Origin of the sequence: Meridianimarinicoccus marinus (assembly GCF_040689105.1) — a bacterium.
Lineage (GTDB): Bacteria > Pseudomonadota > Alphaproteobacteria > Rhodobacterales > Rhodobacteraceae > Meridianimarinicoccus > Meridianimarinicoccus marinus.
In genome coordinates this window covers 1-12,959 of the sequence record NZ_JBFBVU010000034.1, presented here as the reverse complement: position 1 = coordinate 12,959, position 12,959 = coordinate 1, and the positions used below count along the sequence as shown (strand labels likewise).

Annotated in this window: 6 protein-coding genes and 3 pseudogenes; 5 read left to right on the top strand and 4 right to left on the bottom strand. The window is 57.0% G+C overall.

What is annotated here, in order from left to right:
• The first annotated feature begins 6 nt into the window (after positions 1-6).
• Both AB0T83_RS17880 and AB0T83_RS17875 read left to right on the top strand, forming a co-directional pair.
• Complete coding sequence (locus AB0T83_RS17880; protein WP_366194588.1) at positions 7-2,802, top strand: DUF1156 domain-containing protein; 2,796 nt, start codon at positions 7-9, stop codon at positions 2,800-2,802.
• A gap of 10 nt (positions 2,803-2,812) precedes the next feature.
• The gene (locus tag AB0T83_RS17875) at positions 2,813-6,112 is read left to right on the top strand and encodes a DUF499 family protein (protein ID WP_366194586.1); all 3,300 of its coding nucleotides are present in this window, start codon (positions 2,813-2,815) and stop codon (positions 6,110-6,112) included.
• Positions 6,113-6,152: 40 nt separating this feature from the next.
• On the opposite strand, the gene AB0T83_RS17870 is transcribed toward AB0T83_RS17875, so the two are convergent.
• The 3 genes from AB0T83_RS17870 to AB0T83_RS17860 are packed head-to-tail and all read right to left on the bottom strand — an operon-like array spanning position 6,153 to position 7,991.
• Positions 6,153-6,545, bottom strand: coding sequence for an IS1096 element passenger TnpR family protein (locus AB0T83_RS17870; RefSeq protein WP_366194584.1), 393 nt, complete (start codon positions 6,543-6,545; stop codon positions 6,153-6,155).
• Positions 6,457-6,651 carry an IS1096 element passenger TnpR family protein gene (locus tag AB0T83_RS17865; protein ID WP_366194583.1) on the bottom strand — a complete coding sequence of 65 codons (195 nt, stop codon included), beginning with the start codon at positions 6,649-6,651 and terminating at the stop codon, positions 6,457-6,459. Before AB0T83_RS17865 ends, AB0T83_RS17870 begins: the two co-directional genes overlap by 89 nt.
• Positions 6,651-7,991, bottom strand: coding sequence for an IS5 family transposase (locus AB0T83_RS17860; RefSeq protein WP_366194582.1), 1,341 nt, complete (start codon positions 7,989-7,991; stop codon positions 6,651-6,653). Before AB0T83_RS17860 ends, AB0T83_RS17865 begins: the two co-directional genes overlap by 1 nt.
• A 211-nt stretch (positions 7,992-8,202) precedes the next feature.
• Here AB0T83_RS17860 and AB0T83_RS17855 point away from each other — a divergent pair.
• The 3 pseudogenes from AB0T83_RS17855 to AB0T83_RS17845 all read left to right on the top strand — a co-directional run.
• Positions 8,203-8,442 (top strand): annotated as a pseudogene (locus AB0T83_RS17855) (transposase); the annotation flags it as partial.
• Positions 8,439-9,467 (top strand): annotated as a pseudogene (gene tnpC, locus AB0T83_RS17850) (IS66 family transposase); the annotation flags it as partial. The pseudogenes AB0T83_RS17855 and tnpC, both read left to right, overlap by 4 nt.
• Positions 9,468-9,499: 32 nt before the next feature.
• Positions 9,500-9,878 (top strand): annotated as a pseudogene (locus AB0T83_RS17845) (transposase); the annotation flags it as partial.
• 172 nt (positions 9,879-10,050) lie between these two features.
• Here the strand turns inward: AB0T83_RS17845 and AB0T83_RS17840 are convergent.
• Positions 10,051-12,959: M15 family metallopeptidase (locus AB0T83_RS17840; protein WP_366194581.1), on the bottom strand; the 2,909-nt coding region annotated here is incomplete at its 5' end.

Here is a 12,959-nt window from a genome sequence, read left to right as displayed (position 1 = left end):
ATTCCCATGACCCAAACATATAAAAAGAAACTCATCGAGGTCGCCATTCCGCTGGAGGCAATCAATGCGGCGTCGGCGCGGGAGAAGTCGATACGGCATGGCCACCCTTCCACGCTGCATTTGTGGTGGGCGCGGCGGCCGTTGGCAGCGTGTCGAGCGGTGTTGTTTGCGCAGTTGGTGGACGATCCCTCGAGCCTGCCGGAAGAGTTTCCAACGCCCGAGGCGCAGGACGCCGAGCGCAAGCGGCTGTTCGCGATCATCGAGGATCTGGTGAAGTGGGAGAACTCGACCAACGAGGAGGTGCTGGAGCGCGCGCGGGCCGAGATCCGGCGGTCCTGCGGGGGCGAGCTGCCCCCGGTCTATGACCCGTTCTCGGGCGGCGGGTCGATCCCGCTGGAGGCGCAACGGTTGGGCCTGCCTGCCTATGGGTCTGACCTGAACCCGGTGGCGGTGATGATCGGCAAGGCGATGATCGAGATCCCGCCGAAGTTCAAGGACATGGAGCCGATCCATCCGGGGCTGAAAGAGCGCAACCACTACCGCAACGCCGAAGGGCTAGCAGAAGATATAAAAACCTACGGAGCGTGGATGCGGAAGACTGCGCTTGAGCGGATTGGCCATCTCTACCCAAAGGTGGAACTTCCACAAAGCCATGGCGGCGGAAAGGCGGCGGTAGTCGCTTGGATTTGGGCGCGAACGGTGCCGAGTCCAGACCCCGCATTTGCTGATGTGCAAGTGCCAATCGCATCTAGCTTCCTGCTCAATTCCAAGACCGGGAATGAGACGTGGATAGAACCTTTGGTGGACAAACAAGCCAAGAAGATTTCGTATCGTATCCGCCACAAAGGCACCAAGGCGGAGATTGCAGCAGCAAAAGACGGGACGAAAGCGGGGCGAGGTGCGAATTTCCGATGCCTCATTTCTGATACGGCAATCACGCCAAAACATGTCACTTCTGCTGGAAAATCGGGTCAGTTGGGCCAGACGCTCATCGCTATCATCGCTGAAGGTAAGGGGGGACGAGCGTACATTTCTCCGCGGACAGACCATGAGGTGATCGCGCTTTCTGCCAAGCCGAGTTGGAAACCAGATCAAAGGCAACCTGAAAACCCTCGCTGGTTTTCGCCTCCGGCATACGGGATGGAGACCTTTGGGGATCTATTCACTGATCGACAATTGGTCGCGATGAACACTTTCAGTGATCTCGTTCATCAGGCACGCTCGCAGATAGAGGTGGACGCATTGGCCGCTGGCCTTGCTGCAGACCCGACCCCCCTACGAGACGGTGGCAGAGGTGCCAAAGCCTACGCGGAAGCAGTTAGTATTTACTTGTCCTTCGCGATTGATCGATTGGCGGATGCAGGAAGTTCAATCGCCACGTGGTCTTCTTCAGGCTTCATCCGGTTTACCTTCGCCCGTCAGGCAATTCCGATGACTTGGGACTTTGCCGAGTGCAATGTGATGAGTGATAGCACTGGTAATTTCATGGGAGCGGTCGATTGGGTCTGGAAAGCTTTGCTAGGGTTTGGTCCAAACTCTACGGGATCAGTAATTCAACACGATGCACAGAATGTAGTGCTGCCTGATGGGGCGGTGATTTCGACAGATCCACCCTACTACGACAACATCGGATACGCAGATCTCTCTGACTATTTCTATGTTTGGCTGCGTAGAAACATCAAGGTTGTTTACCCTGAACTAAGCAGTACTATAGCTGTTCCCAAGGCAGAGGAGCTGGTTGCCACGCCTTATCGCCATGGCGGCAAGACAAATGCTGAAACGCATTTTCTCAACGGTATGACTGCCGCAATATCGAGTCTAGCGGCTCAGTCTTCGGCTCTTTTCCCTGCAACGATCTACTATGCCTTCAAACAAAGTGAAATCGAACAGGAAGGTTTGTCATCCACAGGCTGGGCAACTTTTCTTCAAGCAGTAATTTCGGCAGGTTATTCAATTGTAGGCACTTGGCCGGTTCGCACCGAGCGGGCTGCCAGAACGATTGCCTCCGGTACCAACGCTCTTGCAAACTCCGTTGTTCTCGTCTGCCGAAAGAAAGAAGAGGCTGCTGAGGTCGTCACACGCGCCGAGTTTATTCGGGCGCTGAAACGCGAGCTTCCACCCGGTATTGGCGAACTTCAAGCGGCCAATATCGCTCCCGCAGACATGCCTCAGTCGGCCATCGGCCCCGGCATGGGGGTGTTCTCTCGTTATCAAGCGGTGCTGGAGTCCGACGACAGCCCGATGAGCGTGAAGGCCGCCCTGCAATTGATCAACGCGGAACTTGACGAATATCTCGGCGGTATTCAGGGCGAGTTCGACCCTGACACGCGCTTTGCCATCAGCTGGTTCGAGCAGAACGGCATGGGCAAAGGTGACTACGGCGTTGCCGACAATCTGGCCCGTGCGCGCGGAATCGCTGTCGAAAGCGTCAAGCATGCCGGCATCGTCGAAAGCCAGGCGGGCAAGGTGCGCATCCTGAAACGCGATGAGCTCGACCCCGAATGGGAACCTCAGACGGACACTCATCTGACGGTCTGGGAATGCCTCCAGTATCTCGTGCGTGCGCATGAGAAGGACGGCATCTCGTACAATACAGCGCTGCTGCTCCGAAAGATCGACGACAAGGCCGAGGCGGTCAAAGACCTCGCCTACTGCCTCTACGACATCTGCGCCAACAAGCGGCAGGATGCGAAGGAGGCCACCGCCTATAACGCATTGATTGCCGACTGGTCGGACCTGACCCGAGAAGCCGCCGCGATTGTCGACATTCGCGGCACCGGCCAGACACGTATGGATTTCTGAGGGGACGATCATGGCAAAGAGCACACGCCAGCACGTATTCGAAGGCATGGAGCTGCTGCCGGAGGGATTGATCCCCTTCGTCGAAAAGCGGCTTGAATCGCAGATCACCGGGCACTGGCAGGTTGAGGTGGTGCAGCGCGTTCGGGGGCTGCGGCCCAACGGCGATGGTCAGGTGAACTGGGATCAGCAGGGTCTGCTGCAGGTGATGATGGCCTTCTGGAAAGAGGCCTTTGCCATGGTGCTGGGGCATCCGGAACGCTCTTACGTGTCTGAACTGCTCGAGGTGCGCAATAAGCTCTCGCACAACGAGAACTTCACCTATGACGACGCCGAGCGCGCTCTGGATACAATGCGGCGGCTGCTGGAATCGGTGAGCGCCAAGGATGTGGCCGAGAAGATCAGCGCGGCGCGCGATACGATCCTGCGCACGAAATACGCTGAGCTGGCCCGGAATGAGGAACGGCGGAAAACGCAACGCTCTGACATCTCGGTCGATACCGTGGCGGGGCTGATGCCGTGGCGCGAAGTGGTCGAGCCGCACCAGGATGTGGCGACGGGCGAGTTCCAACAGGCCGAGTTCGCCGCCGACCTGGCCAAGGTGCACAACGGCAGTGCGCCGTCGGAATACCGTGATCCGGCCGAGTTCTTCTCCCGCACGTATCTGACGGAGGGTCTGAGCAACCTGCTGATCGGGGCCGCAAAGCGGCTGTCAGGCGCGGGCGGTGATCCTGTCGTCGAGTTGCAGACCAACTTCGGCGGCGGCAAGACGCACTCGATGCTGGCGCTCTATCACATGGTCGGTGGGACGCCGGTGGAGGACCTGCCGGGTCTTGACCAGCTTCTGTCCAAAAACAAACTGACCGTCCCCAAGAAGATCAGCCGAGCCGTACTGGTCGGGACGTCACTCGATCCGTTGAACATGACAGCTGCGAAAGATGGGACACAAATCTCAACGATTTGGGGCGAACTCGCATGGCAACTCGGTGGGCCCGAGGTTTTTGCAATGGTCGCCGAGAACGATAAGCTTGGCATTGCCCCCGGCTCAAATCTCCTTGAGGCGATTTTCAAGAAATGCGCGCCTTGTCTGATCCTTATCGACGAATGGGTCGCCTTTCTTCGCCAGATCTACAAGGTTGAAGGATTGCCCTCCGGCTCCTTTGACGCAAATATTTCGTTTGTTCAGGCGCTTACCGAGGCGGTGAAGGCAAGTCCGGGCACATTGCTGGTTGCCTCGTTGCCTGCCTCACAGATCGAAGTCGGCGGCGAAGGTGGCCAAGAGGCGCTGGCACGATTGAAGCAAACGTTCAGCCGCGTTGAATCCTCGTGGCGCCCGGCCTCGCAGGAAGAAAGCTATGAGATCGTCCGTCGACGGCTGTTCAAGGAAATTCCGGGCGACAAATTCCACCACCGTGACAACACGCTGAAACAGTTCGCGAAGCTTTACCGCGAGAACACCAACGACTTCCCGCAAGGCTGCGCAGATGAAGATTACCGTCGCAAGCTGGAGAAAGCCTATCCGATCCATCCCGAGCTGTTCGATCAACTCTACACCAGTTGGGGATCTCTTGAGAAGTTCCAGCGAACACGTGGCGTTCTGCGCTTGATGGCGCAGGTGACCCATGAACTTTGGATGGGCAACGACCCGTCCGTCATGATCATGCCGGGAAGCGTAGCAATCAGCACCGCTCGGGTGGAGCCAGAGCTACTCCATTACCTCGATGCAAGCTGGCAGTCGATCATCGCTGGCGATGTGGATGGCGTATCTTCTACACCCTATAAGATCGATCAAGGCGCTCCTAACCTAAACAAATACTCTGCAACCCGTAGGATAGCCCGCTCCATATTCATGGGAACGGCGCCCACTCATGGCCAGGAGAACAAAGGTCTCGACGACAAACAGATCAATCTAGGTGTCGTCCAGCCTGGTGAGCGCCCGGCGATTTTTGGTGATGCCCTGAGACGCCTGACCAACCAAGCGAAGTTCATGCACAGTGATCTTGGGCGCTATTGGTATTCGATGTCAGCAAGCCTGAACCGGATCGCTGCCGATCGCGCAGGGCAGCTTGAGGAAGCTCTAGTCCTGATGGAAATCGACAAGGCGCTCGTTGGCTACATCAATGGCCTCGGAGACCGTGGGCACTTTGACGCGGTGCAGGTAGCTCCGGGCAGTTCTTCTGACGTGCCCGATGAACCGGGCGGCGTGCGCGCTGTCATTCTGGGCGTGGCCCACCCGCACACCGGAAGAGACGGCTCCGAGGCGCTGGCCGAAGCAAAAGACATACTGATGCAACGCGGGAGCACGCCTCGCGTTTACCGAAACATGCTTGTGTTTTTGGCGGCGGAGCAACGTCAGCTCGACAACTTGAAGGCTGCAATGCGCTCGGCCTTGGCATGGGCAGAGATTGTTCGCGAAACGGACCGCCTCAACCTTACGCAAAGCGACAGCGCGCTCGCCAAGGCAAAGCTGACGGAAGGCAATGAGACGTTAAAAACCCGCCTGAAAGAGGCATGGTGTTATCTGCTTTATCCAGTGCAGGAAAGCGCTCAGGCAGACCTCGAGTGGACGTCAGCCAAGGTGCCAGCTCAGGACGGGTTGCTGGCGCGTGCAAGCAAGAAGCTCGTCAGTGATGAGGGGCTGTTGCCCGAACTTGGGCCCGCCCGACTGGATCGCGAACTGCAAAAATACATCTGGAACGGGAAAGATCACCTGTTCCTGAAAGACTTGTGGGAGTACATGAACCGGTACACCTACTTGCCTCGCGTCAAGAACCGCAGTGTACTTGCGAAAGCCGTTCAATCAGCGGTCACAGGGATGCTTCCTGGCCCATTTGCCTACGCTGATCGATGGGATGAATCCAAAAATACCTACGTCGGTCTGGCGATATCAGGCCCAAGCCACGTTCAGGTCGTGATCGACAGCGATTCAGTCATCATCAAACCCGACGTCGCCGAGAGTCACCGGCCCAAACCAAAAGAAGATCCCGCTGGGCCGGGGGGAGCAGATTCCACCGAATCTGATGGCCCTGTGCCAACGCCAGGTGGTGATACGGGTGGAGAACCGGCTCCCGCCCCCGAAAAGAAACCCACGCGTTTCGTCGGTACCGTCATGATTTCAGCAGACCGACCGGCGCGAGACATTCACCAAATCGTTGAAGCAATTATCGAGCAGCTGACCACACTTCCAGGCAGCGATGTGTCTCTGAAACTTGAGATTGATGCCGAGGTCCCCTCCGGTCTGGATCGTGCCAAGGTCAGAACTTTGATTGAGAACGCAATTACGCTGGGCTTCATCGACAAGTCTATCAAGTGATGGGCTACCATCCTGCGAAGGCCGCGGTCGCTGGCGTCTCTCAGATCGTAGCCTTGGGTTTGCGACGCCGCGGGGCCCATTTTTTCGCAAGCCGCTCGAAGTGTTTGATGATGCTGTCAGCCCCGGCATCCTTGGCATCGAAGTCCCCGCCCGACCAGTGGACCATGTCCTCGTGCTGCTCGTGATCTGGATCGGCGAGGGCTTCGAGGAACTCCTCGTAGCCCCATGAACCGCCTGACCTGAGACCCGACTTCCCTCCAGCTTTTCGGAGAATCCGTCGGTTGATGCGTAACCGCCCCGTTGGTACGTAACCATCCGGCGTAGGCCGCGGTCGCTGGCGTCTCTTAGATCGTAGCCTTGGGTTTGCGACGCCGCGGGGCCCATTTTTTCGCAAGCCGCTCGAAGCGTTCGATGATGGTGTCGGCCCCGGCATCCTCAGCGTCGAAGTCCCCGCCCGACCAGTGGACCATGTCCTCGTGCTGCTCGTGATCGGGATCGGCGAGGGCTTCGAGGAACTCTTCGTAGTCGGCGCTGAACATCACGTTTGAGGCGCATTCTTGGGGCTCTGCGCAGAAACGGCGCCCAGGATCATACGCAGGATTTCGGCGATGAGGACCCTGAGATGGGCCAGGATCAATCGGATGTTGTGACCGCAGCCGCAGAGCACGGCGAAGAGGGCGTCACCGATCGTGCCCTTGAGCGGGCAACGCGCCAGCCGCCCATCCGTTTTCATGTGGCCGATGGTTGGCTCGATGGCGCTTCGCCGGCGCAGTGCCTTGCGCAGCGCCGGTGTCATCCCTCGCTTCTGGCCGGAAACGAAGACGTCGGTTCGCTCGACACCGTGGCCACGATAACCGCGATCGACAAAGGCACGACGCGCCCGGGTGCCGGTGAGGATCTCGGTCTGTTCGAGCGCATCCGCGAGCGTGTGGCCATCGTAGGGGTTGCCTGGCATCGAACGCGCGCCCACCACGAACCCCTCCTTCAGCGTGGTGGCAATGCTGACCTTGCAGCCGAACTCGTAGCGCTTGCGCGCCTTGCCCTTGGAAATGCAGTCGACATCCGGCTCGTGCAGCGCGTAGAGCTTTCCCTTGTCCTTCGGCTTCTGCTTGAGGAGCCGGGCCACAAGGGAGATTTCGGCGGTGATCTGCTCCCGAAAGTCATCGCTATCAATGCTGTCGAGCTTGCGCCTGACATCCCGCATGACCCGGCCGGCATAGCCCTTCAGGCGCCGTAGCCCCTTGCGCATGCGCTTGAATTGCCGGGCATGGGCATAGCGGCCGATCTGGGCAGCCAACCGCGGACCGAGGCGCGCATAGCTCTGGCGAAGCTCCAGGCCAGCCTCCTGCGCGAGCTTCACCAGGCGCTCGCGAGCCCGTTCATAGAGCCGCGCGTCGGTGGGATGGGCGATGTTTTTCTCCATGACGGTCGTATCGACGATCACCTGCTCGGTACTGCGCCTGTCGACCAGCCCCGCCGCCATTCCTGCCTCGATGGTCTTGGTCAGCAACCACTCGACACCCTCCTCACCGATCCGCTTGCGCCAGTTGGTCAGGGACGAGGAATCCACCGGCTTGCGATGCTGAAAGAACATCTCGCCGCAGAAGTGCTGGTAGTACGGGTTCTCGACCCAGCGGGAAACGACCGCCTCGTCCGAGAGCGCATAGGCATGCTGAAGATACAGCAGCCCCGCAACCAGCCGCGGCGATGTCGCCGGTCGCCCGGTATGAGACGGGAAGAAGCCCGCCCATTCCTGTTCGAAGAATTCCCAGTCGATCAGCAGCTCAAGGCGAACCAGCACGTGCTTCATGTCGATGATGTCGACCAGGCGGGGTTGGAACAGATCGTCCTGGTCGGTGTCACGAGATTTGGCCTTCAAAACACGCTCCGAAATTGCAGGGTTTTCGGCCTGAGGGTATCACATCCTGCAATTCGAAACCGCCCAAAACAGAGCTTCAACAAACAAATTCAATACCTTGGGCGTTGTTCAGAACGGACTCAGTAATTTCCGGACACGCGTTTCACAAGGCTCAGGACCCATTGATTTCCGGCGATCAGCGTGATTCACCGTTCGAAAAACGAGCGGTGACATGTCTGATCTCTTCTGGCTTAGCGACGCGCAGATGGCGCGGCTTGCGCCTTTCTTTCCCAAGTCTCACGGCAAGCCCCGCGTCGATGATCGGCGCGTGTTGAGCGGAATTATCTTCATCAACCGCAATGGCTTACGTTGGCGGGATGCGCCTGCCGCATACGGTCCGCACAAGACCTTGTACAACCGCTGGAAGCGGTGGAGTGACAAAGGTGTTTTCGCGAGGATGATGGCTGGGCTGTGCTTGGCGCGTCGAACTACACCTTCGCCTGGGCGAGCCTCAGCCAGAAGCTGCCCGACTGGATCGAGGCGCAGGTGCGCGCGCTGAAGTTTTTCCACGGGGTCCCCAAGGCAATTGTCTGCGACAATCTCCGGGCGGCCGTGGCCAAGCCGCTCTGGTTCGAGCCGTCGCTCACCCGAATCCGCGTCCTGGACCGGTCGCGCCGGGACAGAGGCTTGGGCAAAGGAGTGAAGCAGGGCGGGATCTGGGTTTACGTCCGCGATCAACGGCCATGGGCGGGGACGGCGCCGCCGGGGGCAGTCTATCACTTCTCGCCCGACCGGAAGGGCGAACACCCCCGAAAGCATCTGAAAGATAGCAGCGGCATTCTGCAGGCTGACGCCTATGCCGGCTTCAAGGAACTCTATGGGCGGCGGGCCGATGGAAGCGCGCAGTTCCGGGAGGCGGCGTGCTAGGCGCACCTCCGGCGCGACTTCCATGACGTCTGGATCTCGACCAAGTCCGAGATCGCCCGGGAAGCCCTCGACCGGATCGGAAAGCCCTACGACATCGAGTGCCAGATCGCCGGTCAGTCTGCCGAGGTTCGGCATGCCATCCGGCAGGAGAAGAGCACGCCGAAAGTCGAGGCGTTCCGCGCCTGGGCCGAGCAACAATTGACCCGCATCCCAGGCAAAAGCGATCTCGCCAAGGCCTTCCGCTACGGCCTGAACCGCTGGCCGTCCTTCTGCCTGTTTCTCGAGGATGGCCGCGTGGCCACCGACAATAACGCAGCCGAGCGTGGCATGCGCCCGATCGGTGTCGGCCACCGCAATTGGCTTTTCGCAGGGTCCGATACCGGAGGCGAAACGCTCGCTCGGGCAATGACCCTGATCGAGACCGCCAAGATGAACGGGATCAATCCGCAGGCCTACCTGGCCGACGTCCTTGACCGCATCCATGATCACAAGATCAACCGGCTCGACGAGTTGCTCCCCTGGAATTGGAAGGCCCAAGAACCATCCGTACCCGAAAACGCCGCCGCCTGAAAAAGCAAGGCGGTTCAGATCGGGTGCTTACGCATCTGCACGACATCTGGCAGGCGAAAACATGCGCCAAGGTCGACTGCGTTTGACTTCTTTATAAAGACCTACGAGGTGAACTGGGACAAGGCGGTCGCCAAGCTGGTCAAGGACCGGGACGCACTGCTGACCCTTTACGACTCCCCCGCTGAGCGCTGGAAACATATCGGGACATCAAATCCGATCGAGAGCACGTTCGTCACCGTGCGTCACCGCACGAAACGCACCAAAGACTGTCTAAACTGCAAGACCGGCCTGGCCATGGCGTTCAAGCTGATGATGTCGGCGCAGAAGAAATGGCGTTATCTCGACGGCCGAAACCGTTTGCCCGAGAAAATCCAGAAGGTTGAGTTCCGCAACGGCCTCCGCCAAGTTTAAGTCGCCGCCTGATCAGGTGTCACCAACTTCTGCGCATATCTCGTCCGGGCCTGCACAAATCACAGCTCTAAGTGCCAAACCCACGACCCCGCAACTCTTATTTCCATGCGTTTAGGGTACCATGGGCCCTTATTGCGGTACACGCAAATCCTTGATCGCAGGAATTCGAAACTCACACAAAGTCAAAATCCGAGTTAGTAATTGATGTCGCCAGAGTGTCAACCAAAGTGATCTGGTCGGGACCGCCGGCAACAAGCGACAGAAGCGTGTTTGTTCCAGATTGATTAATGGCGAGATCAGAGATTGCATTAACGCCGCTGTGGCCGGAGAAATCCAGCCGATCCAGCCCGTCGGTATAGTCCTTGACCACGTCGCGTCCAAAGCCGTTTGACCAAGCGAAACTGTCAGCACCTGCTCCGCCCAAATAAAAATCCTTACCTGCACCGCCGTTTAGCCAGTCGTTGCCAACCGCTCCGATCAGCGCATCCGCTCCGCCTGCGCCCAGAATTACATCATCATCCCCGCCGCCAAAGAACACATCGCCAGCTGACCCGCCGGTCAGCAAATCGTTGCCAGCCGAGCCCACCAGCGTCACTGAGGTTGCCATTCCAGTCGCATCGATGATGTCGTCGCCGGTCAGCCCGTTGATCCTCTCAACTCCGAGCCAACTACCGACGTTCAGGGTCAGACCGTTGGCGTCATAGATCACCGCTTTGTCGAACCCGGCACCTCCGTCACTGACCAAATCTCCGCTTTCGCCGATGTAGAAAACATCGTTGCCTGCACCGCCGTCGAAGGTGTCGTTGCCCGCCGCGCCCAGCATAGTGTCGTTGCCGTCGTTGCCGACAAGCGCGTCGTCGCCGTCGCCGCCGATTAGGACGTCGCTACCCAACCCGCCGGTCAAAGTGTCATCATTGCCTCCACCGAACAACAGGAGACTATCAGTGGCCGATGATGCGTCGATCTGATCCTTACCTGAATAGCCGTTGATCCGTTCGATACCGCTCCACCCATTCAATGATACGGAAATTCCTGCAGCATCGTAGATCTGGGCCTTGTCGTACCCTGTCAAGCCACTGTCAGTCACTGTGTCAAACGCATCAATGAAATAAACATCCGACTCTTCTCCGCCATCTAACGCATCAGCACCTCCGTCGCCGTATAGAATATCAGTACTGGCTCCACCCAACAGAGTATCATCGCCTGAACCACCGAAGAGCGTGTCATTGGCGGAACTGCCATCGAGCCAATCATTCCCACCATGGCCAAACAATAAGTCTGAGCCATTGCCCCCTGAAAGTATGTCATCCTGTGACCCGCCTCTAATCAGATCATCTCCATTGTCACCGGATGCTACGATTCTTCTCTCAGAGGAGCGCGTATCAAAATTGTCGTCCCCATTGCCGCCATCCAGGAAAACTGTACTATTTAGGATAGTAGTTCCATTTAGTGACCCAACAAATACATCATCGACCTGATCACCTCCAGTGTAGGAAATTTCTGAAAAATCCGTGGCTTGAGCGATGAGGTTTCCAGAATGACCATCAGAAACGACTACGGATTGCCCATTGGCGCTAATATATACGTCATTTTTTATTTCTTGATTTCCGTTTATAGCGAGAAGCTCTTGGTCCGCTTGCGCAATCAATATTTGATGCTGGTCGGCTTGCATTGAGATGGATGCACTATTCCAGCTGGAAATGAGTTGTTTAGATATTTCGAAATGCATTGAATCTTCAATATCCCATCCCGCACCTGCAATCCACCCTGCTTTGTTGAAGTAGGGTATTACAGCTGCGATACCGCGAAAAGTCTCGCCCCACTGTTCCGAAGTCCTTCCTCCAATTGAAGCTGCGGCTGTCGGGGTGTAGCCGTCACCTATTCCAGGGAAGTCGAGGCCCTGACCCAAAATGCCAATATCTACGGCGATCCCCCACGAGTGGTTGGACCAAATTTGTGATCCAGCCACTTTCCTATTGACGAACATTCCGCCAGCCCCTTCGAGCGACAACGATTGGGCAAGTGTCGGAAAGTCAGCATATATTTCATCAACAACATCTTGGAAGCTTTCAAGTGCCTTTGAGTAGCCAGTCAAGGAAAAGTTTGTATGATTGATGTTGCGAGTCTCAATTGGTGTAGTGGTTCTTTGAAAGAAGCTTGAATCCAAAAAAGAGTTACCTAAGTACTTGTACTCAGGATTTATCCCGCTTGGCGAGTAGAAATCATTGGCCACTATATCTGACCATTTTTTTGTTGACGTCGAAATGGTTGGAGGGCTTTGACCATTGTCAACCAAACTTAGAGAGAAATTCCCAGTCTTAGTTGCCCATTGACCGCCTCCCCCAGCTCCAATGGAGACATAGTAGGTCACATTTCCTGCTCCAGGCGCATCAAAAATAATATTTGGGTTTGTGCCCTCTGAAAACTTGTCCAAGGTTAAAATGTTACCGTTAGAGTCTCGGAGACGAACAAATACTTGGTCTAGTGTATCATTCGCACCGACACCCGCATCTGCACTAAAAGTGTACCTATTTCCGCCCGTCAATGTGACCTGATAGTAGTCTGCATCAATGGTACTGCCGTCAGCATCATACTGATCGATTGTTCCAGTTATCGTTTGGCCCGCCACCAATGTCGCCAATGTCGCTTTTGACTTTGCAACCGTATCCGTTATCGAACCACTTGTTACATTTATGGTTATGCTTAAATCATTGGAATCCGCTCCCGAAGCATCAAATGCTTCGGCAAATATCTGGTTCGATCCACTATTTGGACCGGCCACGTATGAAATGGCACTTAAATTATCCAAGGAAACGTCGTGGTAAGCTTGAGATTGCACCAGTCCACCGACCTCCCAATAGCCACCGTCTATTCCTGGTGTAGAGTCCCAAAAACGCACTTTAACTATGTCTGATATGCCGTCGGGATCCGAGACTGAAACCAGTTCCGCGCCGCTGATGCTTTGGCCAGAGATTAGTGTTTGGGCGGCCAGACCGTTGACTTGCGGATCACTGCCTGCCGGCGCCGCTGCAACCTTGACCGTCGCCACCGCAGCAGTGCTGTTGTACCCGCCACGAGAGT

Bases quoted from the DNA above. Each gene is read 5' to 3' on its own strand.
- AB0T83_RS17880 (WP_366194588.1), top strand. From the start codon at position 7: ATGACCCAAACATATAAAAAGAAACTCATCGAGGTCGCCATTCCGCTG.
- AB0T83_RS17875 (WP_366194586.1), top strand. From the start codon at position 2,813: ATGGCAAAGAGCACACGCCAGCACGTATTCGAAGGCATGGAGCTGCTG.
- AB0T83_RS17870 (WP_366194584.1), bottom strand. From the start codon at position 6,545: ATGCCGGGGCCGACACCATCATCGAACGCTTCGAGCGGCTTGCGAAAA.
- AB0T83_RS17865 (WP_366194583.1), bottom strand. From the start codon at position 6,651: ATGTTCAGCGCCGACTACGAAGAGTTCCTCGAAGCCCTCGCCGATCCC.